This window comes from Streptomyces sp. NPDC012637, from assembly GCF_042954805.1.
In the GTDB taxonomy this organism is placed as follows: domain Bacteria; phylum Actinomycetota; class Actinomycetes; order Streptomycetales; family Streptomycetaceae; genus Streptomyces.
In genome coordinates, this window is sequence record NZ_JBIBDS010000001.1 from 65,117 (window position 1) to 89,042 (window position 23,926).

Annotated in this window: 22 protein-coding genes, 1 tRNA gene and 1 pseudogene; 11 read left to right on the top strand and 13 right to left on the bottom strand. The window is 71.1% G+C overall.

Annotation, left to right across the window (positions count from 1 at the left end):
• Positions 1–74: 74 nt before the first annotated feature.
• Complete coding sequence (locus tag ACFY8W_RS00340) at positions 75–1,340, top strand: competence protein CoiA family protein (protein WP_391098258.1); 1,266 nt, start codon at positions 75–77, stop codon at positions 1,338–1,340.
• 350 nt (positions 1,341–1,690) lie between these two features.
• Here ACFY8W_RS00340 and ACFY8W_RS00345 read toward each other — a convergent pair whose 3' ends face one another.
• Positions 1,691–2,134, bottom strand: a complete 444-nt coding sequence (locus ACFY8W_RS00345) for a helix-turn-helix domain-containing protein (RefSeq protein ID WP_391098261.1) — start codon at positions 2,132–2,134, stop codon at positions 1,691–1,693.
• 131 nt (positions 2,135–2,265) lie between these two features.
• On the opposite strand from ACFY8W_RS00345, the gene ACFY8W_RS00350 reads away from it, so the two are divergent.
• Positions 2,266–2,457, top strand: coding sequence for a CsbD family protein (locus ACFY8W_RS00350; protein WP_391098264.1), 192 nt, complete (start codon positions 2,266–2,268; stop codon positions 2,455–2,457).
• Positions 2,458–3,107: 650 nt separating this feature from the next.
• Here the strand turns inward: ACFY8W_RS00350 and ACFY8W_RS00355 are convergent.
• From ACFY8W_RS00355 to ACFY8W_RS00365, 3 genes and pseudogenes are all read right to left on the bottom strand, one after another.
• The gene (locus ACFY8W_RS00355; RefSeq protein ID WP_391098267.1) at positions 3,108–3,266 is read right to left on the bottom strand and encodes a hypothetical protein; all 159 of its coding nucleotides are present in this window, start codon (positions 3,264–3,266) and stop codon (positions 3,108–3,110) included.
• A gap of 83 nt (positions 3,267–3,349) precedes the next feature.
• A pseudogene (locus ACFY8W_RS00360) lies at positions 3,350–3,694 on the bottom strand (serine hydrolase domain-containing protein); the annotation flags it as partial.
• A gap of 252 nt (positions 3,695–3,946) precedes the next feature.
• A complete protein-coding gene (locus ACFY8W_RS00365) occupies positions 3,947–4,597 on the bottom strand; it encodes a tetratricopeptide repeat protein (RefSeq protein ID WP_391098269.1) in 651 nt (216 codons plus the stop codon).
• Between the two features lie 501 nt (positions 4,598–5,098).
• On the opposite strand from ACFY8W_RS00365, the gene ACFY8W_RS00370 reads away from it, so the two are divergent.
• From ACFY8W_RS00370 to ACFY8W_RS00380, 3 genes are all read left to right on the top strand, one after another.
• Entirely contained in the window at positions 5,099–5,362 is a 264-nt protein-coding gene (locus tag ACFY8W_RS00370) for a hypothetical protein (protein WP_391098272.1), read from the top strand.
• Positions 5,363–5,780: 418 nt separating this feature from the next.
• Complete coding sequence (locus ACFY8W_RS00375) at positions 5,781–6,956, top strand: SpoIIE family protein phosphatase (RefSeq protein WP_391098274.1); 1,176 nt, start codon at positions 5,781–5,783, stop codon at positions 6,954–6,956.
• Between the two features lie 729 nt (positions 6,957–7,685).
• Positions 7,686–8,336: a DUF4360 domain-containing protein gene (locus ACFY8W_RS00380; protein ID WP_391098277.1), complete on the top strand. Its 651-nt coding sequence runs from the start codon at positions 7,686–7,688 to the stop codon at positions 8,334–8,336.
• 229 nt (positions 8,337–8,565) lie between these two features.
• Here the strand turns inward: ACFY8W_RS00380 and ACFY8W_RS00385 are convergent, their stop codons facing one another.
• The 5 genes from ACFY8W_RS00385 to ACFY8W_RS00405 form a co-directional block, all read right to left on the bottom strand.
• The gene (locus ACFY8W_RS00385; protein WP_391098279.1) at positions 8,566–8,898 is read right to left on the bottom strand and encodes a DUF6004 family protein; all 333 of its coding nucleotides are present in this window, start codon (positions 8,896–8,898) and stop codon (positions 8,566–8,568) included.
• Positions 8,855–8,986, bottom strand: coding sequence for a DUF6004 family protein (locus tag ACFY8W_RS00390; RefSeq protein WP_391098282.1), 132 nt, complete (start codon positions 8,984–8,986; stop codon positions 8,855–8,857). The genes ACFY8W_RS00385 and ACFY8W_RS00390 overlap by 44 nt, the downstream gene beginning before the upstream one ends.
• A gap of 226 nt (positions 8,987–9,212) precedes the next feature.
• Positions 9,213–9,425, bottom strand: coding sequence for a hypothetical protein (locus ACFY8W_RS00395; protein WP_391098284.1), 213 nt, complete (start codon positions 9,423–9,425; stop codon positions 9,213–9,215).
• 485 nt (positions 9,426–9,910) lie between these two features.
• Entirely contained in the window at positions 9,911–10,738 is an 828-nt protein-coding gene (locus tag ACFY8W_RS00400; protein ID WP_391098286.1) for a DUF2785 domain-containing protein, read from the bottom strand.
• 330 nt (positions 10,739–11,068) lie between these two features.
• Complete coding sequence (locus ACFY8W_RS00405; RefSeq protein WP_391098288.1) at positions 11,069–11,638, bottom strand: methyltransferase domain-containing protein; 570 nt, start codon at positions 11,636–11,638, stop codon at positions 11,069–11,071.
• A 421-nt stretch (positions 11,639–12,059) separates the two neighbouring features.
• Between ACFY8W_RS00405 and ACFY8W_RS00410 the strand changes: the two genes are divergently transcribed.
• The gene (locus ACFY8W_RS00410; protein WP_391098290.1) at positions 12,060–12,377 is read left to right on the top strand and encodes a DUF6221 family protein; all 318 of its coding nucleotides are present in this window, start codon (positions 12,060–12,062) and stop codon (positions 12,375–12,377) included.
• A gap of 59 nt (positions 12,378–12,436) precedes the next feature.
• Here the strand turns inward: ACFY8W_RS00410 and ACFY8W_RS00415 are convergent, their stop codons facing one another.
• Entirely contained in the window at positions 12,437–13,021 is a 585-nt protein-coding gene (locus ACFY8W_RS00415) for an exonuclease domain-containing protein (protein WP_391098292.1), read from the bottom strand.
• 423 nt (positions 13,022–13,444) lie between these two features.
• Here ACFY8W_RS00415 and ACFY8W_RS00420 point away from each other — a divergent pair.
• Together ACFY8W_RS00420 and ACFY8W_RS00425 are read left to right on the top strand one after the other, a co-directional pair.
• A tRNA-Pro gene (locus ACFY8W_RS00420) sits at positions 13,445–13,518 on the top strand.
• 3 nt (positions 13,519–13,521) lie between these two features.
• Positions 13,522–15,906 (top strand): hypothetical protein, encoded by a 2,385-nt coding sequence (locus tag ACFY8W_RS00425; protein WP_391098294.1) that lies wholly within the window; start codon positions 13,522–13,524, stop codon positions 15,904–15,906.
• A gap of 395 nt (positions 15,907–16,301) precedes the next feature.
• On the opposite strand, the gene ACFY8W_RS00430 is transcribed toward ACFY8W_RS00425, so the two are convergent.
• Complete coding sequence (locus tag ACFY8W_RS00430; RefSeq protein WP_391098296.1) at positions 16,302–18,677, bottom strand: hypothetical protein; 2,376 nt, start codon at positions 18,675–18,677, stop codon at positions 16,302–16,304.
• Between the two features lie 13 nt (positions 18,678–18,690).
• Complete coding sequence (locus ACFY8W_RS00435; RefSeq protein WP_391098298.1) at positions 18,691–19,113, bottom strand: hypothetical protein; 423 nt, start codon at positions 19,111–19,113, stop codon at positions 18,691–18,693.
• Positions 19,114–19,460: 347 nt separating this feature from the next.
• On the opposite strand from ACFY8W_RS00435, the gene ACFY8W_RS00440 reads away from it, so the two are divergent.
• Positions 19,461–19,610 carry a hypothetical protein gene (locus ACFY8W_RS00440; protein WP_391098301.1) on the top strand — a complete coding sequence of 50 codons (150 nt, stop codon included), beginning with the start codon at positions 19,461–19,463 and terminating at the stop codon, positions 19,608–19,610.
• Positions 19,611–19,787: 177 nt separating this feature from the next.
• Positions 19,788–20,228 (top strand): VOC family protein, encoded by a 441-nt coding sequence (locus ACFY8W_RS00445; protein ID WP_391098304.1) that lies wholly within the window; start codon positions 19,788–19,790, stop codon positions 20,226–20,228.
• A gap of 305 nt (positions 20,229–20,533) precedes the next feature.
• Here ACFY8W_RS00445 and ACFY8W_RS00450 read toward each other — a convergent pair whose 3' ends face one another.
• On the bottom strand, positions 20,534–22,303 hold the full coding sequence (locus tag ACFY8W_RS00450; protein ID WP_391098306.1) for a hypothetical protein: 1,770 nt from the start codon (positions 22,301–22,303) through the stop codon (positions 20,534–20,536).
• A 672-nt stretch (positions 22,304–22,975) separates the two neighbouring features.
• Between ACFY8W_RS00450 and ACFY8W_RS00455 the strand changes: the two genes are divergently transcribed.
• Positions 22,976–23,755: a phosphotransferase gene (locus ACFY8W_RS00455; RefSeq protein WP_391098308.1), complete on the top strand. Its 780-nt coding sequence runs from the start codon at positions 22,976–22,978 to the stop codon at positions 23,753–23,755.
• Positions 23,756–23,926 lie beyond the last annotated feature (171 nt).

Here is a 23,926-nt window from a genome sequence, read left to right on the forward strand (position 1 = left end):
CACGGCACCCACCTTGCCGCCATGTCAGTGGCGGGGCGCATCATGGCCTGCGAAGCCGACCGACGGGGGGCCACGTGCAGTTGACAGCTGATCATGCCGAGTGGGGCCGACTGGACGTCACCCTCGACGACCTGGGCTGCGGCCGGTCGTGGGAGGCGATACACCGAGTGCGTGGTGTGGAGCTGACGTGTCCGGAGTGCGGTGGCCAGGTCCGCCCCCGTCTGTCCAAGCTGGAGACCCGGCACTTCTATCACCGTGCCAAGCCGCCGACGTGCTCACTGGCAAACGAGTCACTCGAACATCACCTGCTCAAGCTCGAGCTGGTGACCAGTGCGCGCGCCGCAGGCTTCCAGGCCGAACTGGAGGTCGCCGCACCCACCGGGGAATGGCGGGCGGACGTGATGGTCTTCAACCCGGACGGCTCCAGGCTGATGGCGCTCGAGGCGCAGCTGTCGCCCATCACCGCCCAGGACATCGCGGCCCGCACCCGTCTTTACGAGCGGGACGGGGTGAGGGTGTGCTGGTTCGGCTTCCGGCCGCGCCCGTGGGTGGGCACGGTGCCCACCCTCCTGGTCCAGGCCCCCGAAGAGCGTGGGCAGGAGTGGCGGGTGACGGCCGGCCTGGCGCGCTTATCCCCGCAGCTGGTGAGCTGGTCGCCGACCGGTGCCGCGTTGAGCGACGCGGTGTCGTGGATGCTGACGGGCCGGATCGTGCCGCACGAGCCTCTCTCCGGTGCCAAGCGGGTCACCGACGAGGGCAACTGGTACGACTGGGCCGAGGGCTGGACCAGGTCCTGGAACGACAGGTGGCGCTCGTGGTGGACAACTCCCGCCTACGCTGCACTGGATGCCGACAGCGCGCGAAAGGAGGCGCAGGCCCGGCGTCTGCAGCAAGCACAACAGGAGGCCGAGGCGCGGCAGCGGGTCATCCGGGAGAAGCAGAAAGCCACGAAGAAGGCGGCCAAGGACCGCGCCTACGCCGCGTTCTGGAGCCGCACGGGCCTGGACCAGCAGCGATGGAAGTACTTCCGGGCCATCGCCGAGCTGTACTTCGGCCGGAACCTGGTCTTCGGCGCACCGGATCCCCGCTACGGCGACGGCAGGCCCGTCTTCGAACGCACCGGCCCTGACGGCCGGCAGTGGACACTCGCCGGCGTCGCCTGCCCCGACCCACGCCGGCTACGGGCCTGGGCGGAAGAACTGCCGCTGCTGGTCTGCTCCCACCACGAAGTCGACACCCTCGCCGACCGCGCGTGGGCTCCGTTCCAGGTCTACGTCCTCAACCCCCACACCGGAGAGACGGACCACGCGCGCATACCGCCCGCAACCATCTCGCCGTAACCGGGGAACCGTCGCGTCCTGCCCCGCCCCAGGCACCGACGGCGAGGGCAAGGGCTGCGACTGCGGCGGTCACGACCCAGCGGCGCACAGCCGGAGACAGCCTGCTCAGGACGCAGAACGCGCAGCATCGCGGGCCGGGGCGGCAGCGCCCCGGGCCGACGCTCGCACTCCAGTCCCGCAGGCAGCTCGCCAACAGATCCGTATTCGGTGAGTGAGGCCGGCGACCAGGAGTCCGGATGTGCTGCCGAGACGTCGACTTACCGTCGGAGGTCGCATTTCGCGCGTGCTCTGGACCCGATGGGCGTCCGGCGCCTGAGCTTGCGCTCCAGGAGCGGAGCGCAGGAAGCGGATCAGGCCTCGGAAGGGCGGCTGTCGTTGCTGGTGGCAACCGTCCGCGCGCGGTCCGTACGCAGAGCGCCAGGGGTCAGGCCGAGGTGGCGGCGCATGGTGCGGGTGAGGTGGCTCTGGTCGGCGAAGCCGCAAGCGTCGGCGACGTCCGCGATTGCGGTGTCGGTGGTGAGCAGGGCCCGGCGAGCCTGTTCGAGCCGCTGACCGAGGACGTACTGGTGCGGGGACTGCCCGGTGGAGGCCCGGAAGACCCGGGTGAGGTGGGAGGGGCTCACACCGGCGACCCGGGCGAGGTCGTCCAGTGCGACCCGCTCGGCGAGGTGGGTGCGGATGTAGTCGGTCGCCTGCGCCAGCCGGCGCGGCGGCAGACCAGAGGGGGCGGGCGCGAGGCCGGTTCCCCGGGAGGCCGCGGTCTTGATGACAAGCGCGGCGACCGCCTGGACCAACGACTGGGCGTAGAGGGTCTTGCAGCCCGAACCGACGCAGGGCAGCGAACCGGCCGGCCGACCGACCGACGAGCACCTCGGAGCGCCCCAACCTAACGTGGAGGGTGACACCCCACGTAACGGAGGAAACCATGGATACGCGCGGCGCCATGGACAAAGCCAAAGGCCGGCTCAAGGAAATGGCCGGAAGAGTCACCGGTCATGAACGCCTCGAATCCGAAGGCAAGGCAGACCAGACGAAAGCCAAAGTCCGGCAGAAGATGAGAAGCGCCCGACACCGCGCCGAAGGCATCATGGACTCGATCAAGCACCGCCACTCGTAACCACTCAGGAAGGCGGGTGGTACGTCTCAGTCCCTCGGCCGGGTATGGGAAGAGCCTGCCCTGGTCTTCGCCAGCGACGGCGGCGGCCACCTGTTCGCGCTGGCGGGATCCGGCCGGGTCTGGAGGTCGGCCACCGCCTCGTGGTTCGATCAGTTCGACCTGGCCGCGGCCGGTCTCCACGAGTTCTTCGAGGGGCTCGCTCGACGGAGCAGCGACCAGCTCTGACGATTGTCCGACGCCGCCTGTCGACTCATAGCCGGGAGAGGCACAGCTTCGCCACCTGCACCCGCCAGGGCTCGATGCGCCACCCGTGGTCCCGGGACGCCGCACCACCCTTCCGGCTGGCCGCCGTTCGACGCGCCCGCGCACGCTCGACCGCGCCGGTCGGTCTTCCGTTGGTCCTGCGTGCCGACCCTGCACCGGATCCCGCGGCCGGTCGACCTCGGATGTCGTCCGCCCGCGAGGTGGGAGGTGCCGCGCCTGACAGCCCGCGGCCTGTCGGGCACGGAGATGCCGAGCAGCTCTACATCGGCGAGACCCGGTCTGGTCGTGCCCGGCCGCCTTCGTGGGCCGGTGACCGGGCGTCGTCGGCGTCTGCGTCGTCGGCCTCCGCTCTGCGTCTGCGTCGTCGGCCTCTGCGTCTGCGGGCGTCAGTTGCGTGACACGGCCGAGGCGAGTCGCTGGGCCACCGCCGATGAGCCCCGGCTCTCGGCGGACGTGATACCGACCGCGTACACCACGCGGCGGAAGAGGTCGCGGGAGGCGAAGACAGCACTGCGGTAGCCCGGGTCGGCTCCCGTCTTGCCCACACCACCGAACCGTCGGGCATCGGCGCGTACATCAGTCCCACGCTGAGACAGGCCGTGCCCTTCCCGGGACCGGTGTTGCACTGGCCGTCACCGACGAAGGGCAGAGGCCGGCCCTCGGCGTCCTTCGGCACCGTGAACAGCTCGGCGGCCTGCGCCGGACGCAGCAGCCGGCCGTCGCAGAGCCCGGATATGAAGCGGTCCAGATCGCGCGTGGTGGAGGTCATGCTGGCCGGCAGTCCGCCCTGCATCTGGACATCGACCAGTTCGCCGCTGCTCCGCGGGAGATAGCCGGGAAGGTAGGGCCGGGAAACGGGCGTGGCACGGCCCGGCACGGCGGCGCGCGTCTCCGTCATGCGCAGGGGCCGGAGGATGCGCGTGGTCACCTCGTACTGATAGGAGTGCCCGGTGAGGTGCTCGATGGGCTTCCCCGCGACGCGGTAGCCGAACGAGTTGTCCTCCTGGCGCGTGCCGGGTGAGAAGTGCGGGCCCGGAGCGGGACGGCCTTCGGGCGCAGCGTCCCCTCGTTCACCTCGTCGAAGCTCAGGTAGTCGGAACGCACCCCGGGCCGTCCCTGAGCGGACCCTGACACGGCATCAGGGACCTGAGCGACGCCGCCAGGCCTGACGCGCGGCCGGCGAACCGGACGGTGTCGCAACCGCCCTGAGGATCGAAGGTGTCCGTCAGACCGTTTCGATCCGGTCCAACAACGCGTGGATCTTCCCGACCCGCGGATGCGAGGGGAGGAAGAAGCGCTCGCAGGCGGACAGGGCCCGCCGGGCCTCTTCCCGCGCCTCGCTCGGGCGGCCCAGGCCGTGCAGGGCCACGGCCGTGGCCAGCTCCAGGTCGCCGCTGGTGCCGGGAGAGCCCTCGGGCTCCGTTCCATGGGCCTCCGCAAGAGCCTCCTCATGCCGCCCGAGGCCCGACAGGGCGCGTACCAGGAGGATGCGCAGACCCCGTTCCGGTCGCCGATCGGCCCGCGACAGGTTGCCTCGTGCGATCGCCTCCGCCTCCTCGTACCGGTGCTGTGCGCAGAGGGCGTCCCCGAGGCAGAGCACGGCCCACAGTTCGATGTCCCCCATCTCGGCCAGATGCCTCAGGCGGGCCACTGACCGCAGGACGTCGCGGGCCTCGGCCTCCGCCTCCGCGGGCCGCTCCAGGTCGATCAGCACCCACCCGCGGTGCAGCCGCGTCGCCAGCAGCAGCTCGCGGTACCGGCCGTACGACGGCTCCATGTCCTTGATCAGAACTTCCAGTTCGGCCAGGACGTCCGCCCCGCGCCCGTGGGTGATCGCCGCCGCCGTGGCGTAGAACGAGCCCAGCCAGGCCGTCACAGGGCGTCGGTCACGCCGCCCCGGCCGCCGGCGAGCGGCGAGGAGCGCTCGCGCTCGCGCCTCGGCCTCCTCGAACCTGCCCTCCGCCAAAAGGTCCTGGGTGGCGTACAACGTCGCCCGGTGCCATGGCGCCGTGGCACCGCTCGCCCAGGCCCGCCAGGAGCCCACACCCCATACCCGTTTGTCGTACGCCACGGTGTAAGACACTACGTGTTCGTACGGGCGGGTCGGGACCCGGGCGGGACCCGGTTGGGGGCCCGGGTCGGGACCCGGGTGCCGACCCGTCCCTTGCCGGATGCCGGGCCCGTAACCAGGGTCCGGCATCCAGCCGAGGGTGCCAGACCGCGAATCGTCGGTGCCTCCCGCAGTAGCGCACATCTCCTTTCCGCTCTCAGGGGCCGGTCCGACGTCTGCGACAGCATCCGGTGTTCCGGTCCGCCTGTCACACTGGCGCCGTGCGCGTCGCGCCAGGCGATGCCAGGGGGAAGGGCCGGGTCTCGGATGTCTCGATGGATCGTGCTGGGCCTACCCGTCAGCACCGATGAAGGCGTACGGACCCTTGCGGAGTTCGACGGCAGCCCGGAGGAAGCGGAGCAGGCGGCGAACACCTTCGAGTGTGACCTCTGGAAGGTACGCCGGCGCGAGGTCTTCCGGTGCTCCGACCGGTCCCATTTCATCCGTGTCCACGGGCGCGTGAACACGCGCAGCTTCCTCATCCAGCTCGCGGAGCTGGTCCACGACTCGGCCACGCGTCCGACCACCTGACAGCGCGGCACCACGGAAGTTGCGAAATCGCGCCAGGGCCCGCTCGCGTGCAAGAGGCACACCGTCGGCGCGTCGCCGCTCAGCGGCTCGCGCGGAGGACACCGTGCTCCGACGTGCGCCACCAGCCGCGTCTGCCCCGGGCAGAGTGCCGGCAGCCCAACCCACAGGTACGGCGCCGACGGCAACCCGCGCGGCCTTCCAGGTGGGTCCGGTCGGCAGCCCCTAAGAGACTGGGCGAGTACACGGCGACGGCCCGGGCAGGCCGACGCGCCCGCGAGCCTGCGTGCCGCCGCGCGCCCGCCATTCTCATGGCCCACTCAACCTGGCGTTGCCGCGTGCCGCCGCCAGGTAGAGGCGTGGTCGGCGCATACGCTCGGCGGAAATGACCGCGAACGGCAACGGGTGAAAGGTCTTGGTCATGGAACCGCACGAGCAGGTGCTGTCGGACCTGGTCGCCCGCTCTCATCTGGTGGCGGGCGGGGACCTGGCCGAGCTCGTTTTCGAGACGGGCCGGCGGATGGGCCTGACCGGCACCGCCCTCTACGTGGCGGACCTGCAACAGGCCACGCTGGTAGCGCTTCCGCAGACCCTGGCGCCCGAGGCCCCGACACTCGACATCGATGCCTCCCTGGCGGGGCTCGCCTACCGGACGGAGCGGACGCAGCGCTCGGCGAACGGTGGCACCGTATGGATGGCGATGATCGACGGGATCGAACGGCTCGGCGTACTCAAGGCCACGGCCGAAAGCTTCGACGAGGAACTGATCGGCCGGTGCGAGGTTCTGGCCGGAGTGACGGCACTGCTGCTGGTGTCCAAGTCCTCGCACAGCGACGTGCTGATCGAAACGGAGCGGCGCAGGACGATGACGGTGCAGGCAGAGCTGTTGTGGGCGTTTCTGCCGCCACGGACGATCGGCACGGCTCGTGTGACGTCCTCCGCGGTGTTGGAGCCGGCCTATGAGATCGGCGGCGACGCGTTCGACCACAGCTTCGTGGACGGGGCGCTGCACCTGACGATGCTGGACTCGATGGGACACGACCTCGCTTCCGGGGGCGCGAGCGCGGCGGGTCTGGCGGCCTGTCGTGCCACCCGGCGGGCGGGTGGATCGCTCGTGGACATCATTCCTGCGATCGACCAGATCCTGAACCAGTGGTTCACCGACCGGCTGATGACCGCGATCATCGCCCATTTGGACGTAGAGGACGGGACACTCACCTGGGTCAACTGCGCGCATCCCCCGCCCCTGCTCATCCGCGAGGGCCGCGTGGTGACCGGCATGCTCGAGCGGCAGGCCGACCTCCCGCTCGGCTGGGGCTTCCACACCACGGCCCCGGCCGCGGTACACCGCGTGCGGCTCCAGCCCGGCGATCGGGTCCTGATCTACAGCGACGGCGTCACCGAGGCCAGGTCCGCCGCCGGTGACCTCTTCGGCGAACAACGGCTGGCCGACACCGTGATCCGCGCGACCGCCGCCGGCGACCCAGCCCCCGAAGCCCTTCGCCGCCTGGTGCAGGAACTCGTCCACCACCAGGACCACCGTCTCCGCGACGACGCCACCATCCTCCTCGCCGAATGGCACCCCCACCGAGACTGACACCGGCTCCGCCTGTTTCTCTCGGGCGGGCGGGCCACCGTGAGCAGCCGCGCGGGCCACGGCACCGATCGGCACGTCCACGCTTCTGTCCGGACGACGACGCTGGTGGGGCGGGCGTGAACCGACGGTACGGTGCACCGTCTCGGCGGATACCTCTGACGTGACGATCGGGTGTCCGTTCGGGCGGCCGGCCACCTGGTCGGTCCCGCCGGTCGCAGCGACCGCTTTGATGATCTCGGCGTGGTCGGCGACCGTGCCGCAGGTCCGCTGAGCCTCCGTTTTGATCTTGACGATCCGCCCTTGGCCGTACGGGCTCGAAGGCGTCGTGCGCCTCCCGCTCCTCGGCCAGCGGCGAGCGCGGAAGGAAAGGCGGCGGGGAGGGTCCTCTGCGAGAGCGACACAGGTCTGACGCGCCATCTGCTGTTACGAGCCAAAGATGGGCAGCCCGAGAGGCGATTCTTGGCCGGGCGCCGCCCTGCCCTGACACACCCGGGCCTCTAGCATTCGAGCACCCCCGCCCGTACCGGCGGAGGGCCACCGAGGCACACGACTGACATGTACATGATAGTTCAACCGTTGTCGGCTGCACCACCCCTGCCGCACGACCAGTGCCTCGATCCACAGCAGTAGGTCCGTGACGGCCGCCAGACCCCGTGGCGCGCCGCACCCCCCAGCCCCCGAACGGACACATTCCGTTCGCCCGGCACCGAAGCACTGGATGGGAGAAGCATGAGAATCCCCATACTGGGGAGCGGAGCGATCATCGCCCTGTTCGCCTCGGTCCTGCCCGCGCAGGCAAGCCCCTCGTCGATCGCCGACCCGCCCCCGGACAGGATCGTCATCGACATCGCCACGGTGAACGGCTCCGGCTGCCCGCTGGGCACCGCCGCCATCGCCGTGTCCGAGGACAACACCGCCTTCACCGTCACGTACAGCGAGTACCTGGCGCAGGCGGGCGGCACCTCCTCCCCCACGGCGGCCCGCAGAAACTGCCAGCTCAACCTTGTGGTGCATGTGCCCCAGGGCTTCACCTACGCGATCGCCAGCGCCGACTACCGCGGCTACGCGTCCCTCCGGCCCGGAGCGAGCAGCACCGAGAAGGCCTCGTACTACTTCCAGGGATCGCCGAACACCGCGTCCCGGACACACATCTTCCGAGGTCCGTACGAGGACAACTGGCAGGCCACCGACAACACCGACTGGGCGCAGCTCGTGTGGGCGCCCTGCGGCGTGCAGCGGAACTTCAACATCAACACCGAGCTCCGGGTCGATGCCGGCACGTCGAACCCGGCCACCACCAGCTACATGACCATGGACTCCACCGACGGCGACATCAGCACCATCTACCACCTCGCGTGGAAGCAGTGTCCCAAGAACTGACGCTCTGACACCCCGGCCGGGTACTTCTATCCCGGCCGGGCTGCTCTCCCACAGCCGTGCAGCGCGTGGATCAGCAGGGCGGCACCCAGCGGGCGGTGGCACGCGCAGCGCATGCTTCACGCCAGCTCGGTGCCGTCCGGCCCGGCGCGGTCGGTGTGGTCCGGTTCCGTCCGGCCCGGTCCGGCACGGTCGGGTGTGGTCCCCGTCCAGCCCGGTCCGGCCCCGCGGGTCAGATGTCGACTGTGGCCGTCTCGCCGACGAACGTGTCACGCATGACCAGCTTCACGTCGGTGAGGCGGGCTTCGATCGTGCGGTCCTCCGCCACCAGCGGGACGTCGCTCTCGGCGCGCAGCTCGGTGCCGCCGTCCACCGCGAGGGTCAGCGAGCCCTCGAGACCGGCCCGCATGATCATCGAAGGGTCGACCATCATGGTCATCAGGGGGCTCGGGGTGGGCGCGAAGAACAGCGACGGCGTGATGCCGACCGACTCGTTCTCGTCGTCGGCCGGGTACCAGGCTTCAGGCAGGCCGGTGGCCCGCAGCACGCCGGGTGCCGTCCTCACCGAAGACCACCGTCGCGGCGGCGAGGATGTGCGGGCGGAGCGGCTTGGGATCGAGGTTCAGGGACTCGTAGGTCTCGCGGAGACTCATCGGATACCTCCGTCATCTGTACGTGCACGGCACTGACGAGGGAAGCCTGGTGTGTCGAGTCGTGCCCGTTGCGCGTGAGCGCTGCGCGCCACCGGAACGAGTGAGCCGAGATCACGCCATCGGACCGAGACCTGCCTGACTGAACGCACGGTGGGTCATCCGGCGCCTGCGCATCGACACCACATGGTCGTCGGTGACCCCACCGCGATCTGCCGAATGAGACGGGTCAGGTGCCGAGCAGGGTGCCGAGCGGCGACAACTGGTTCCCCGACAGGGGCAGCTGGTCGAGCGCCGGCGCGCTCTGCGCCGCCGACGGCGCCGCGGCGGGGCGGGGCGCGGGCGCGTCACCGTCGCCGGGGCCGTCGGCCGCGGCCACCCCGGCAGCACCGAGGACCATGGCCCCGGCCAACAGCACGCCACCGACAATCTTGGACTTCATGGATGCGCCTTCCGAAAGCAGTATCTGGACGGGTTGGTACGGCGTGGTCAACGAGACGGACTCGTCCGGGACACCGGAGATCGATCTGCATCCACGGATGGGTGAAGCAGCGCATGCGGAGGCATTGGGCGTTCTCGCGGAGCGAGGACCGGAATGATCTTGATGGAAGGCGACGGGGCGGAGTCCATGGGTCCCGTCTCCCGTCCGTGCTCTCCCGGGCGCCTGGGAGCGAGGGTGTGGCCTGCCGACCGCGACTCCGCGGCGGACCGCCTGGCGGCCGCGTGGCGGGGGCCGCTTCCGGGCGCAGTCGGTGACGGTCGCACGCGGACCGCCTGGCGGCCGCGCGGCGGGGCCGCTTCCGGGCGCAGTCGGTGACGGTCGCAAGGCCGTACAGCGGGCGGGACCCGGTTCCTGACCGGCCGTCGGGCGCCTGTGGTGAGACCCGCCCACGGGACGCCTCCTCACCGCGCGGTGGCGCCCGCCCGTCACGCCGCCTGGAAGACCAGGGCCAGCACCTCCGTCAGGCGCCGCTTCAGCGCCTCGGCGTGCGGCAGGCGGGCGGGGGCGGGAGCGCCGCCGATCCGGACGCCGGTGTCGGCGAGGAGGTACAGCATCCGCAGCGTACGCATGGCGTTCGAGGTGTGCGCGGCGGTGGAGGCGCCATTTCGGCCGGCAGCCCAGTCCTTCTCGATGGCGTCGAGCCAGCTGACGGCTTCGGCCTCGGACAGTTCCGGCCGGGTGAGCGTGCGGGCGACGCCCTGGGCGAGCCGGTCGTCCTCCTGCTGGGCGAAGAGCTCGTCGGACGGCACCACGAGCCGCTCCGCCGCCAGCGCGAGCATCTCCTTCGGGTCGACCTCCGGATGGAGCCCGAAGGTGCCCAGCAGGTCAGCGCCGTGCGCGACGGCATGGAGCCAGCCGAGCTCGGGGTCGTACCCGCGCAGGTCCGTCTCCGCCGGGAACCAGCGCCGGAAGGCGGCGAGCCACGCCGGGTCGAAGTCGCCGCGACCGACGATCATGTCGAGCACGAGCGGGGCGAAGGTGCGCGCCTGGATCTCGGGCTCGCCGAACCGGTCGGCCATCACGGCGCCCAGCCGGGCGCGCAGCGGCTTGTCGATGACGTCCCGCTGGATCCACGTCCGCAGCACCACGTAGGGAGCGCCGTCGCGGATGTCGGGGTCGGGGTGGCGGAGGGCCTCGGCCAGTTCGGAGACGAGGGCCGGCAGTTCGGCCGCCGCTGGGGCGGGGCAGTCGTTCTCGTAGAGGTACAGCCAGCGGGCCGCGTCGATCGGCGGCCTGTCGTCGGTCTTGGTCACTGCCTCACCTTCGGTGAGGACCTCCGGCCAGGCAACCGATTATCGGACGTACGGGAAGGAAGGAGTTGGCGGCCTGGGCCCGATGGGACCCGCGTGTCAGTACGCCTCCCTGCGCTCGCCCGCCCCGTACCCCGCGCACGGAGACCTCGTTGACCACATCCGACGGTGCGCCGCGGGAGGCCGGCTGTACCGGCTCCGGGAGCACGGCCGGGCCCGAGGCAACCTGGCCTCTGCTGGAACGCCAAGCCCCCGGTCATCAGCCGGCCGTTCTCCGATGGGTGCGGGCCTCTCCCCACGCGCCCGTCAAGGCCGAACCCTCGCAGGTCGTCGTCACGGAGAGCGCAGGACGAGGTGGTCCAACCACCCCAGTTCCCACCTGTCGGCGCGCCAGCCCCTGCACAGGTCGGTGATCTCGGCAGCAGGAAGAGCGCTGGACCGACGACCGGCGGGAAGGCTCTCGCGTTCCAGGACGGGCAGCACGAGGTAGACGAGACCGCCCGGCCGCAGTAGTCCGCGTGCCATGTCGAGGATCTGTGGCTTGCGGTCGAGGAACTGGAAGGAGAGCCGGAAGGAGACGACATCGACGCTTGCTGACGGGAAGCCCGGCGGTGGGCCGGTCTGGATGTCGTGCTGCACCCACCGCGGGCCTTGTGTGTACGAGCGGGTGCGGGCCTTGAGGAGGGCCGATGCGGATACTTCCACGCCGGTCACGTCGTAACCGAGCGAGTGCAGGCAGCGGGCCAACTGGCCGGTGCCGCAGCCGATGTCCAAGGCCCGCTGACCAGGCTGCGGGGCGGCGTAGCGGGTGAACATGGCGATCTCGGCGTCGCAGACCTGCCGCCAGTCGCGGCCGTCGTCGTAGATCGGGTCCCAGTACTCGGCAGTGTTCCGGTCGCTCATGGTGCTCCCTTACGTGCCTACGAGGAGGTTGCATCATGAGGCCGCCCGACAGGGACGTCCATGCGGCTGCGCAGGTGCGCAGGGTCTTCGTCAGGTGGTCCGGCAGGTCCCCGGGCTCGGTCGGCGGTCAGCGTGGCATCGGGGCGTCGGGGCGTCGGGGCGTCGGGGCGTCGGGGCGTCGGGGCGTCGGGGCGTCGGTCAGGCGATACTCGGGCCCGCAAGGCGTGACCGTCCACACTCCGCCGACCAACTGCTCGAACCCATCCTGGCTGCCCTGGAGTTCGGGGCGCGGTGGAAGGGCGGTCTGTGCCGGCCGTAGTCGCTGGCCGGTAGTGAGCAGGCGTCGTTGAACTGGCGGAGTCGCGGCGTCGCGGGCGGGATCTGAGCGACAAACGCAATCGGCTTGGAGATCATGCAGGGGATGTCTGCCGAACTGATCACCTGGCTGCACGAGCAGATCGACGCCGACGAAGTGGCAGCCGCAGTCCAGCCACCCATGTCATGGCTTCCCGAAGGGCTGTCCCCCGACGGCCCGCTTGCCGCGCTCTACTCGCCGACCCGCACCATCGCCATGCGCCGCGACTTGCTCGCCGCCTGGCGTGAACCGGAACACGCCGATACCCGGGACCACGACAGCCACGGCATCGACTGGTCGCTGCGGGTCCTCGCAGCAACCGCCTACTCCGATCGCCCGGGATACCGCGAGGAGTGGGCGCCTGCCGACGACGAGCCGGCCTGACCCCTCGACTCTGTCCGCTGGACCGATGGTCGGCCCAGGCCGGTCGGACTTCGTGACGTTCAACTGGTCTCCGAGGCGCTCCAGGCCCCACGCTCCACCAGGTTCAGGACGAGGGCGGCGATGTTCCACGCGTCGTCCTCGCCCCGGTGGTGGCGGCCCTCCAGCGGCAGACCCGCAATCCGCAGGGCGCCGGCCATACCGGGCCGCTTGCGCAGGCCGTACCCCTCGGTGAACACGGCCTTGGCGTTGGTGTGTCCCTGCTCGGCCGGCCACCCGAACGGGTAGGGCACGCCGGCTGCCCGGCACTGCCGTTCGAACTGCTTGCGGTCGTAGTCTCCCCAGCTCGCCCAGGGGCGGCTGCGCGCGTCGTGGGCCTCGGCGAGGATTCGGCACGCCTCGGCGAAGCCGACCCCGTCGGCGACCTCAGCCGGAGTGAGGCCGGTCAGCTCGGTGCAGAAGCCGCTCACCTCGGAGCGCTCGGGCCGCACGAGGATCCGGTGCCGCCCCACACGCCGACGGGCCGTCAGATCCACGACGGTGAGCCCGATCTCGATGATCTCGCTCACCGCGCCGGGCGGTGGCTGCCCGTCCCAGCAGGTGGCCTCGACGTCGACGACGTTCAATAGGGTGGGTCTGAGTTCCATGACGGCAGGGTAGGGACGCCGGACGGATCGGGTCATCCGGTTTTGCGCCGGACCGGGACGGCCTCCCGCGCGCTCGGATGCGCGGCTTGCAGGGTCTCCACGCGCCCGCCAGAACCGGTCCCGCTCCGCAGCGAGCATGCCGTCGGGGTGTGGTCCAGCACGGACGGCTTGCCGTAACGGAGCTCCTCGCGGGTTGTCCGCTGTGCCCGTTGGCGGCTCCGGTCAACAAGAAGGCGTGGGTCGCGCGTCTTCCGCCCGGTCGCCCGGGCCTCGGTGCCGGCGGCGCGGCGGAAGGTGGTGGTGACCAGATGGCACTCACGCGTGTTCCTCCGCGGGCGCAGGGCCCGACGTGAGGGCCGGTCGCACAGGCTCGTGAAATCGGTTGCCGCGCCGACCACAGCGCTTCTAGCGTCTCCGCATCTACGGCGTGTAGCTCAGTCAGTCAGAGCGCCGGGCTTGGGACCCGGAGGGCGCAGGGGCGGAACCTGTCACGTCGGCTTATGAACGAGATCGCTGACCAGCAGCTCCCGACGGTGACCGCCGACCCCGCTTACGCCGCAGACCGGTTGGACCGGGCCCTGCGCACCTTCCTCACGCATCCCGACGCCGATGTGCGCGACCGTGCGGAAGGGCGGATGCGTCAGTGGCGGCAGGTGCTGTCCGGAATCGCGGACGGGCGGCTGAGCATCGGCTCACGCACGCCGGTGGCCGGGCTGCCGGTCTGGGTGACCCCCGAGGTCGTGCACGGGGGCTTCGCCACCGGCACACCCGCGGCCGGCGGGCCGCTCGCACCGTACGAGAAGGAGGCCGCGCGGCAGGCTGGCGTACCCGCGACCAGGGCCGCACTGTTCGCGCACGCCCTCACCGAGGAGGGCCTCGCCTGGATGTGGGGCCTGCTGGACAGCGGACGGTACACAGCGGAACTGCCCGAGGAGACCGCGCTGCTGACCGTCGCCTGGCTGGTGCGGGCCGGTGACATCGACGGGGCCGCGGCGCTGGTGTCCGAACTCCGGCCGTTCGCCGACCGGTTGCGCTTCCTGCCGCGCCCGGCGGACCGGCCGGCCGCCGCGCCGGGCACGGTACACCGACGGACGGTCGGCGAGGTGACGGCCGAACTCGGCGGCAGGCAGCCGAAGACGGCGATCGAGACCCAGCGCGAGGCGCTGACCGTCTGGCGTCCGTTCGAGGATGAACTCCTGGAGTACTGGCTGCGGCACGGGGGCGAGAACCTGCAGGGTGGTGCAGCGGTGCCCGCCGGCCGGGGCGGCGTACCCGAGCGCGGCGAGGCCGTCGTACTACTGGAGCGGTACGAGAAGCTCGCGGCGGCCCACACGCTGTGCGGGAAGCACCGGGATCCGAAGTCCAACGCCGGCATTCTCCGGCGTGCCCTCGAGGACGTGGCCGCCGGGCGACCGGTGCCGCCGCGGCTCGCCGGGCTCGTGAGGCACGCGGTGACGTCGATGGTGGCCAAGCGGGGGCGCCCGGGATCTGCCGAGCACACCCGGCTGCGCCGTGACCAGGCGCGGCAGGCCGCGCTGCCCTCCCACCATCGGATCGCCGCGCTCGTGGTGCGCCGGCTCGCGGGCCTGGACCAGCGCACGGGCACGGCCGACGTCGAGTCGCCGGTCGTCCCGGTGACCGCCGTCGAAGCCGACGCGACCGGGCTGCCGGCCGGCACCGTCGTGCCCGCGCGGCTGCGGCAGGTGGTGGGCTCCGCCCTGAGCGCCCCGCTGGCGACGCTGGTCGAGCGCGGCCTCGTACCGTCGGCGGAGGTCCTGGCCTCCCTGGTGCCGCAGTTGGTGGCCGCGGCCACGGCCCGGCGGTTCACCGACCCGGCGCTGCGCGCGCTGGCGGCGGCCACGTACCGTGCCTTCCGCAACCGGCGCTCCCTGCTGCTGTCGAACCTGCAGCACCAGGCCCGGGTCGACGAGCTGCCCTGGGTGCGGGCGGTCGCCGCGCACGGCACCGACGCGGACGCGGGCGAGCGGGCGCGGGAGGCAGCCGGGGCGGCCCTGCGGCAGCTCGGTGAGATCGCGGTCGGCGCCTTCCCCGGCACTCTGCTGCCGAACCCGTTGGTGCGCGAGCTGAACCAGCTGGCGCGGCAGGCGGGAATCACGGCGCCGTTCGTGGAGGAGCTGGCGGCCGACATCTTCACGGGTGCGTTCACGCCGAAGTTCCTCGAGTCCGCGCGCGTCGCCGCCGACCTGCTCGACGGGAGCCTGTACGCCCGCTACTACGCGATCGACTGCGGGGCCGTACGGAGCATGGCGGATGTCCAGGCCATGAAGGGGCACGGCCGTCGGGCCGGGGCCTCGCGGGCGGCTTCCTCTTCCTCCGCTGCACGCGATTTCGGCCGGTTGTGTGCCGAGCGGGCGGCACGGAACTCCGGGGCCGCGGCGGTCGGTTCCGGCCACGAGGCTGGGGTCTGGCCGGGCTCACCGGCGGCGAACGGCACCGTCATCGAGCAGGCCCAGATCCTCACCACCCACAATCTGGCCGTCCTCGTCCGGCACGCCGGTATCGCGCCGACGGCGGGCTGGGAGGCGCTGGCGCGCGAATGCTTCACCACGGTGTGCCGGCTCGTCACGCGGGTGCAGGGGCACCCGCGTCCGCTGGCCACGGTGAAGGACGCGGCGTACGCATGGCGGCAGATGCTGTTCCACCTGTCGCTGTGCACGCCTGACCGCCAGGCGGCGGTCGTGGCGTGGGCGGCCGCCGAGGCTGCCCGGTGGCCGTGGCACACGGCCGCCCGGCTGGGCCCGGCCGTGGCCGGGCTGCGCCTGGTCGCCTCGGGCGGCGAGTTCGAGCCGGGCGGGGCGGCGCGCGGCGGTGGGCCGGCCCGGCGGTTCCTGGGGTGGAGCGTGGGCGGGCACTGGATGGTCTGAGCAGGCGCGGGACCTGAGGGTGGGCTCGTCACGGCGAGGGGGCGGGTGGAGGTGGCCCGCTCCTGTGGAGGACGCGAGCGCCCCCGCGGCGGTGAGCGTTGGGCGCTTTCGGAGTGCGGCGGACCCGGCGGGCCCGGCGAGCCCAGTGGGTCCGGCCAGCCCAGCAGGCCCGGCCAGCCCAGCGGGCCCGGCGAACCCAGCAGGTCCAGCGGGTCCAGCGGGTCCAGCGGGTCCAGCGGGTCCAGCGGGTCCAGCGGGTCCAGCGGGTCCAGCGGGTCCAGCGAACCCAGCGAACCCGGCAGTCCCGGCAGACCCAGGGGGCTTGGTGGACCCAGCAGTCCCAGTGGGCCTGGTGGACCCGGCGGCCCCCAGGCGTCCCGACCAGCACCGCGGCATCAGGTCTGCGGCTGGTTGCCCGTCTGGGCCGCCCGGTCGTTGCCCTTCGCGTAGCCGGCCTCCGCCGCGCTGATGAGCGCGAAGGCGGTCGAATCCGTGGGGTCGATGTACTGCAGGGCGATGTAGCGATTCACCGGAGCCTCGAAACGTCGTTCACCGGCCAGATAGATGTCCTTGGTGTCCCGGCGGATCTGCTCCTCGATGCTCTCCTTCTTCTCTTCGAGCGCCTTCTCGCCGTACTTCCCGAGGATGTCGTTGATCGTCTGCTCGACGAAGGCCGCGCCGCTGTCCATGGCCACCGGCACCAGGATCGCCGCGGCGCCGACGCTCGCGGTGGTCGCGGGCAGCGCCGCGATGCCCGCTCCGACGACGGCCCCGGTGCCGAGTTCGATCAAGGTCTTCATTTTCTCGTGTGCCTTCTCGTACTCCTTGTACGCCTTCTCGCCCTCGGCCTTGACCTGTTCGCCGCGCGCGTGGTCGAGCAGTCCCTGCACCTCCGCACCGGTCTTGATCACGAACTGGGCCGGGCCCTGGTCGGGCAGCGGAGCGTTGCGGTCGGGGCGCAGCATCGTGTCCAGTGCGGCGGTGGTGGAGATCTGCTCCGCGACCGAGACGGTCTCGTAGGCGTCAGGGTGCTGCCCCAGCGCGGTCAGGAAGTCGATGGCGACCTCCCGGCTGACCGTCGCATGGGAAAGGGGATCCGTGCGCGGGGCGAACACGCTTTGCTGGCCGCCGTTGTCGAGGGCCCAGTGGAGGTCGTCGATGTATCCGGCGCCGATGCGTCCCATGCTCTCCGCCAACGCCTCCTGCTCCTTGAGCAGCTTCGCGTCGCTGTACTTCTCCATGACGCTCTGGGCGAGCGTCGCGGTGGTCTCGTCCTGGAGGAGGACCGGCCGCGGATCGTCCCAGGCGTGTCCCAGCGTCGCCGACTCCAGGGCGTGGCCGAGCGCGGACGGCACGTACGCCTCGGTGCCCTTCATGTCGTCGGGATCGTTGCGGCCGACGTCCGGGAAGGACTCCGCGCCGCCTTCGCGGGCGAAGTAGTCGAGATAGTTCCTGATGGGCTGGCCGTCCTCCTTCCCGAGGTCGGGCCGGGCACCCACCTTGAGCGTCCCGTCCGTGTTGTACGCGGCCGGCGGCTCCTCCGAGAAGAACTGCTTCGACGCCTCGGGGCTGTGGCCGAGGGCTTCGAGGACGCCAATCAGCGGGTCGTAGCCCGCCCCGTTGAGGCCGGACGGGTTGAAGACGTTCTGCTGCCAGGCGTCGCGCTTGTTGTCGGCGAACATGTGCGGGGTCTGCTCGTGCAGTTGGACCACGTGTCCGGCGATCGGGTTGAGGAAACGCGGGTCGTAGTCGCCGTAGCGCAGGATGCCGGCGAGCGCCTGGTACCCGTACACCCCGATGGTGTCGCCGGGGAACAGGGGGAGCTTCTGGGTGCCGAGCCTGCGGAATTCTGCCGACCAGTCGCCGAGCGGGTTGACGGGGACGCCGTTTCCGCCGGGTATCAGGATCTTGCTGTCCGGGTCGGTCGCCGTGGCGAGGGTGAGGCCCAGGTTGCGCTGGAGGTCCTGGACGTCCTTGAGCTGCTCTTCCTTGGGTCCGGCGGTGGTGTGGGTGTCCGTGGACATCTGGGCGAAGAGGTCCAGGGTCCCCTTGGGGCCCAGCTTCTCGTAGAAGGAGGTGGTGAACTCGACGGACGACCGGTTCGCCGCCAACAGCTGGTTCAGCTGCTGGAGTTCGGCATGGGTGAGGCTGTGGCCCTTGGCCCCCTTGGCCGCCAGCTCGTAGGCGCGCTGGGCCTCCTCCGCGTCCAGGCTGGTGTATGTGGGGGCGGTGAAGTCGTGGGCGTCGCCGACGTTCGCCGCCAGGGCGAGCCGGAGCGACTCGTCAGCGGCCGTGCACTCGGCGACGATGGACCGGATCCGCTCGGTCCAGGCATCCAGATCGGCCTTCTCCTTCGCCCGTTCCTGATCCATGTCCGGGTCGTGCCGGGTCGTGCTGTCGGCGGAGACGGGATACCGGGCGGTGACCAGACCCTGGCTGTCCACGACGATGCCCGCCTCGTCCGCGCCGTCGACGATCGCCTGGAGGGCGTCCTTGGCCTTCTTGAACGCGCTGTGCCCGTCGAGCAGGAGCTGGTGCATCCCCTTGGCCTCTTTGGCCGCGTCGTCGAACTCCTTCGCGACCTTGCGGATGAACGCCTGGCTGACCTCCGCGTTCGCTCCCGCCCAGTCCGCCTTGTCGGCCTTGCTCTGCATCCCGTCGCGGGCGTCGGCGGCGAGCAGCGCGAACTTGCTCGCCATGGCCGACCAGTCGTCGACAGCGGTCTTGAGTTTGTCGACCGGCGCGTGCAGCACGTCCCAGTACGTCAGCATGGTTCGCCCCCGCCTACTTCAGCAGCTCGTTGATCTTGGACACGGCCACGAGGTCGCCCCGGATCTCCGCGTCGTCCTTGGCGTGCGCCGCGATCGAGTAGTCCAGGTGGTTGGAGATCTGCGCGCAGGCGTCCCGCAGGGTCCCCACCTGCGTGTACCACCGCTCGTGCACCTGCGTCAGCTGGGCGCCGCAGGTGAACTGCGCGGCGGTGAGTGCCGCGGCCGCCTCGTGGTTCGACACCCGTACGGTCTCGGCGTCCCGTTTCACCCCCTCGTACAGCACGTGCGCGTCCGCGCCGATCGGGCCCAGAGTGTCGCTCTTGACGGCGAGATCGGGCGTGGCGCCACCGCCACCGGTCTGGTTCAGCCGCATCGTGACGGAGGGCTCCTCGGGCGCGTCCGCGCGCGCCTGCCGCCATTCCTCCTCGAACGACATACGTTCCCCCGCTTCATGTGTCGTGCGTGCGTGTCGTGGCCACACGTGACGTGCGTGTGGCGTCCGTAACGTCCGTGACGTGTCATGGTTCGCGTGTCGTGCGGTGCCCTGAGGTACCAAGCGCTCACCGTACGGACGCCCGTCCCCCGGCACCAGAGTCGAGCGCGCCGTAACCGGGCCATACGGATCAGGCCAGCCGTCGCAACAGCCGTGCCAACTCACGTCGTCGGGCCCGGCCTCGGGCGGAGAGCGCGTCGTTCCTGGCACACGTCGCGGCCGTCGACCTGGTCTGGCCGAGCCACCGGCACCTGGACGTCGGGACCGCAGAGCGCGCGGCGGACCGGGTGGTGTCCCTGCTGGAAACAGATGCCAGCTGGTGGACCGACCACGACGCCGGATGCGGCGCGGTGAACGGGCTCACCCCACTGTTCGACAGCCTGCTTGCCGGCACGGACGGTGAGCACTTCGCGCTTGTCCTGCAGATCGCCGACGACTGAAAGGGCCCGGCGTCCGTGCCGGCGACGTGCAAGCCGCTCCGGCGGGGCCGCAGAGGCGGGCCTGTGGAACTCGGCGGTTCGCGGGTGTCGAGAACGGGCCGTCGGCTCCGTTCTCGGTATACCGGTGGCTTGTACCGGTGATTTCACAGGGCCACGCCACGCACAGGGAGAACCGTCATGACGCTTCAGCGGATCGACAACATCGGGATCGTCGTCGAAGACCTGGACGCCGCCGTCGCCTTCTTCACCGAACTGGGCATGCAGACCGAAGCCACGGCTCACATCGAGGGCCTCTTCGCGGACCACGCCGTCGGACTCGACGGGGTGCGCAGCACCATCGCGATGATGCGGACCCCCGACGGCCACAGCAAACTCGAACTCGCGCAGTACCACACCCCCGCGGCGATCCGCGACGGGTCGCACAACCCGCCCCCGAACACGCTGGGCATGCACCGGGTCATGTTCGCCGTCGACGACATCGACGACACCCTCTCCCGCCTGCGTCCCCATGGAGCCGAACTCATCGGCGAAGTGGCGCAGTACAAGGACCTCTACCGCCTGTGCTACCTCCGCGGTCCCTCGGGCATCATCCTCGCCCTGGCCGAGCAGACCAGCTGACGCCCGCGGGCGAGCCGACAGTCCCCGCCCGCCCGGCCCGCGGACCGGTGGCGGCGATCGGCGCCGGTCACGGGCCGCGCCTCCTGGGCGGAGAGTCGGTCCTCGCCGGCGGGCCGACGTCGTACCCGCCGCTCCGCCCGGACCGAACGCCCCCGAGAGCGTGGTTCGTCGGGGGCGTGTTGCGCTCGGGTGCGGACCGTGGCCGTCAGCCGGCCGGCGCGACGGGACGCCCTGCGTCACGAGTAGCAGATGGGCCGCCCTCCGGCGGCGAGAGCGGCACCGGAGGGCGGGCTGTGCGGTCGGGTTCAGGCTGCCCTGCGGCGCCTGACGGCGTAGAAGGCGATGCCGCCGATCACCAGGACCGCGGCGCCGACGCCGACAGGTACGGCGAGGCTGCCCATGGGCGACCCTTCGCCTTCCGCCGACGGTGCCGGGGCGCCGGTCGCGCCGTGTTCGCCGTTGCCGTTCGCCGCGGACGGCGCGGGGGCCTGGGCGGCGGTGTCGCCGAAGAAGAACACCGGGCTGGCGTCGGGGCGGCGGGGTGTGCCGGAGACGTCCACGGTCAGTGAGATCGGCACGACGATGCCCTTCGCCTCGTCGTCAGGCTCGGCCACCTGTGCCTGGATGTAGTAGGTGCCGGGCACGTCGTACCCCTTGGAGTCGGGGCTCTTCGTATCGTCCTGCCCCGTGATGTCCCACGGCCCGCAGACCCGCTCGAAGTGCCCGGTCCTGCCTGCGAAGAGCTCGGTGGAGCGGTGGTCCTCGTTGCAGAGGGTCGATTCGCGCCGGGCGTTGTAGACGGTGACGCTCCACCCGCTGGTCGTGGACTTGGGGAAGTCCTGCGGGATGTCCACGCCGCCCTTGACCGTCAGCTTCTGGCCTGCCTTCACCTCCACCCGCCAGAAGGGCGCCTCCCCCACGGCGATGGACTGGCGGTGGGTGCCCGGCCCGATCGGAGTGGCGCTGTTGAAGGAGAAACCACCCTCGGCATCCGCCCCGGTGCGCGGCTCGGGAGTCCGCGCGCCGGCCTTCTGGGTGCTCGTGTCGGCGATGCCGACGAGGAGTTCGACGGGCATCGGCTTGTCGCCGGGCCGGGTGATGTCGTTCCCGACCATGATGCAGCCGGTGTCGTCCGGCGCGGGCGTCTCGTTGCCCGATCCGGGCCTGCTGCGTCCTCCGGTGGAGATGATGTTCGCCCAGCCCATGGACTGTTCGAACTCGCGGAGCCAGGCGCGGGGTTCGCCGTCGCCCGGAGGTCCGGCCGACACGGTGATGAGGGAACCGCGCGAGTACCCTTCCTCGGCGACGGCGGTGGCGCTCACCTGGAGCCGCTGGTCGGGCCGCTTCTTGACCCTGTAATAGAGGTCGCGGCCGCCGGTGAACTCGTCCAGGTACTGGCCGGGCGTGACCAGCGGAGCGCCCTGGCAGCCGTCAAGGGAGCCGTCGACCGGTTTTCCGGTGGCATGGTAGGTCTGCCACTCCTTGCGGAACAGGGTGCCCAGATTGGCGGTCAGCGAGTCGGCGTCGTCGGCGTCCGCGTACGATCCGCCGGTCACCTCCGCGATGCACTTCAGCTGCGCGCGCGCCGAAGAGGGCGTACGGAACCCGACCACGTCCACGGCGAGGTCGACGCCCTGCGCCTTGAGCTCGCGGGCCACCTCGCACGGGGGCGGCGGCGCGCAGGTGTCCTCGCCGTCCGATACCAGGATGATGCGGGGCTTGCCGGTCGTGCCGCTTGCGGCGCTTGCGGTGCTTGCGGCGCTTGCGGTGCTTGCGGCGCTTGCGGCGAGGTCCTTGGCGGCCTCACGCAGCGCGACGCCGATCGGTGTGAAACCTACCGCCTTGAAGCCCGCCACCCGCTGCTTGGCATCAGCACGCGCTGCCTGGTCCATCACGGTCACGGGCCGGACCAGCTGCGTGTCGGCGCAGCCCTGCTTCCGGTCCGTCCCCGGGTACGTGGCGCCGTAGACGCGCAGGCCCAGGGGCGCCTGCGCCGGGGCCGTCTCGATGATCCGGGAGACCGCCTGCTTCGCGGCGGCCAGACGTGTCAGACCGCCGGCGTCGTTCTCGTTCATCGACCCGGACAGGTCCAGAACCAGCTCGATCCGGGCCGGACCGGGAGGCTCGGGTGCTGCCGGGGAGGCGTTCGCGGTTGCTACTGGTGGCAGAAGCGCGGCAAAGATCAGCGTGGAAACGGCTGCGGCCACGCTTCGCCTGCGTGAACGGGGAAACATGAAGACGATCTCCAAAAGGTTGATAGGGCGGGCTCCTTGGCACCGACAAGCCAAGGCGGGCGCGGGAACTCGGGGACCCGTGGGCGGCAAGGGCCGCAGGGGCGGCAGGGTCGGCAGGGGCGGTCGTATGCGGTCTGGACTCGACGCCCGGTCGGCTGGGGGTTGCGTCGGCCAGGTCGGCGGTCGGTCGGTCGGTCGGCCTTCGGCGCTCGCGAGAGCCGGGGTCTGAACTGCACTGCAGGGCAGCGGTCTTGTGGGCGGTCAGGTATTCGACTCAATCGACGATGAGCAGATGCGAACGGTTCCTCAGAATGGCGGATACCGAATTTCCTGCACCGATTGCGCAGACTTACGAGAACGCTGTTCCGATCGCAACCATGTGCAGGCGGCCACCTGGCCGCCCCGAACCACCCGCGGCCCAGACGGTCGACTCTCGCCTGGGGCGCGTCACGCTGACCGGCGTGACGCCGATGTGCACGACGGTGACGCGGGCGGGAGGACTACGCTGACCCCATGATCGCGGATGGGGCCATCGACAAGGGCAGCGTGACCACGGTGCGGAGGGTCGGAGAGACGATCCGCCGGCCCGGCGGCGCGTGGACGTCCGCGGTACACGCGTTGTTGACCCACCTGGAAGCGGTGGGCTTCACGCGGGCACCGCGGGTCCTCGGCACCGACGGCGCCGAGGAGGTCCTGTCGCTGGTGCACGGCGAACCCGCGTTCTCGCCTTGGCCGCCGGCCCTGCGATCGACCGCCGGAATCGGCGAACTGGGGTGCTGGCTGCGCGAGTACCACGACGCCGTCCGGGACTTCCGGCCGCCGGCCGACGCATGCTGGCAGGGCCAGGAGGACGACTGGGAGCCCGGCATGGTCATCAGGCACGGCGACCTCGGCCCCTGGAACTCCATCTGGGACGGCGAGCGCCTGGCCGGCTTCATCGACTGGGACTTCGCGGCGCCCGGCCACGCCCTCGACGACGTTGCGCAACTGGCCTGGTACGCCGTGCCGCTGCGTCCCGTCGAACAGCAGCGCAGAGCACCGATCGACGGCGACCACGCTCTGAGAATCCGCCTCGAAGCTCTCTGCGCCGCCTACGGGGCACAGCCGGCACACGTACTCGATGCCCTCGACGGCGTCCAGGCCCGTGAAGCCGAACGCATCGAACGACTCGGCCGGCAAGGCCAAGAACCGTGGGCGACGTTCCTCGCCCGGGGCGACGCCGCCGAGATGGCAGCGGAACGAGCCTGGCTCCGATCGCAACGCACGGTTCTCCTCGGCGCCTCCGGCGGCTGAGACGGCTCCGGCGGCTGAGGCGACTGAGGCGACTGAGGCGACTCCGGCGACTGAGCACGACTCGCCTCGGCAGCCCACTCAAAGGCAGGCCGACGAGCGTTCACCGGACATCCCTCAGGCACGGCTTCGTTGCCGAAGTTCAGGTAGCGGCCCTTGCGGAACTGGAGATGC

What these genes read in the sequence shown, in the direction of transcription:
- ACFY8W_RS00350 (WP_391098264.1), top strand. Translation starts at nt 2,266, where the DNA reads ATGGATACGCGCGGCGCCATGGACAAAGCCAAAGGCCGGCTCAAGGAA.
- ACFY8W_RS00370 (WP_391098272.1), top strand. Translation starts at nt 5,099, where the DNA reads ATGTCTCGATGGATCGTGCTGGGCCTACCCGTCAGCACCGATGAAGGC.
- ACFY8W_RS00375 (WP_391098274.1), top strand. Translation starts at nt 5,781, where the DNA reads ATGGAACCGCACGAGCAGGTGCTGTCGGACCTGGTCGCCCGCTCTCAT.
- ACFY8W_RS00380 (WP_391098277.1), top strand. Translation starts at nt 7,686, where the DNA reads ATGAGAATCCCCATACTGGGGAGCGGAGCGATCATCGCCCTGTTCGCC.
- ACFY8W_RS00390 (WP_391098282.1), bottom strand. Translation starts at nt 8,986, where the DNA reads ATGAGTCTCCGCGAGACCTACGAGTCCCTGAACCTCGATCCCAAGCCG.
- ACFY8W_RS00395 (WP_391098284.1), bottom strand. Translation starts at nt 9,425, where the DNA reads ATGAAGTCCAAGATTGTCGGTGGCGTGCTGTTGGCCGGGGCCATGGTC.
- ACFY8W_RS00405 (WP_391098288.1), bottom strand. Translation starts at nt 11,638, where the DNA reads ATGAGCGACCGGAACACTGCCGAGTACTGGGACCCGATCTACGACGAC.
- ACFY8W_RS00410 (WP_391098290.1), top strand. Translation starts at nt 12,060, where the DNA reads ATGTCTGCCGAACTGATCACCTGGCTGCACGAGCAGATCGACGCCGAC.
- ACFY8W_RS00415 (WP_391098292.1), bottom strand. Translation starts at nt 13,021, where the DNA reads ATGGAACTCAGACCCACCCTATTGAACGTCGTCGACGTCGAGGCCACC.
- ACFY8W_RS00425 (WP_391098294.1), top strand. Translation starts at nt 13,522, where the DNA reads ATGAACGAGATCGCTGACCAGCAGCTCCCGACGGTGACCGCCGACCCC.
- ACFY8W_RS00430 (WP_391098296.1), bottom strand. Translation starts at nt 18,677, where the DNA reads ATGCTGACGTACTGGGACGTGCTGCACGCGCCGGTCGACAAACTCAAG.
- ACFY8W_RS00435 (WP_391098298.1), bottom strand. Translation starts at nt 19,113, where the DNA reads ATGTCGTTCGAGGAGGAATGGCGGCAGGCGCGCGCGGACGCGCCCGAG.
- ACFY8W_RS00445 (WP_391098304.1), top strand. Translation starts at nt 19,788, where the DNA reads ATGACGCTTCAGCGGATCGACAACATCGGGATCGTCGTCGAAGACCTG.
- ACFY8W_RS00450 (WP_391098306.1), bottom strand. Translation starts at nt 22,303, where the DNA reads ATGAACGAGAACGACGCCGGCGGTCTGACACGTCTGGCCGCCGCGAAG.
- ACFY8W_RS00455 (WP_391098308.1), top strand. Translation starts at nt 22,976, where the DNA reads ATGATCGCGGATGGGGCCATCGACAAGGGCAGCGTGACCACGGTGCGG.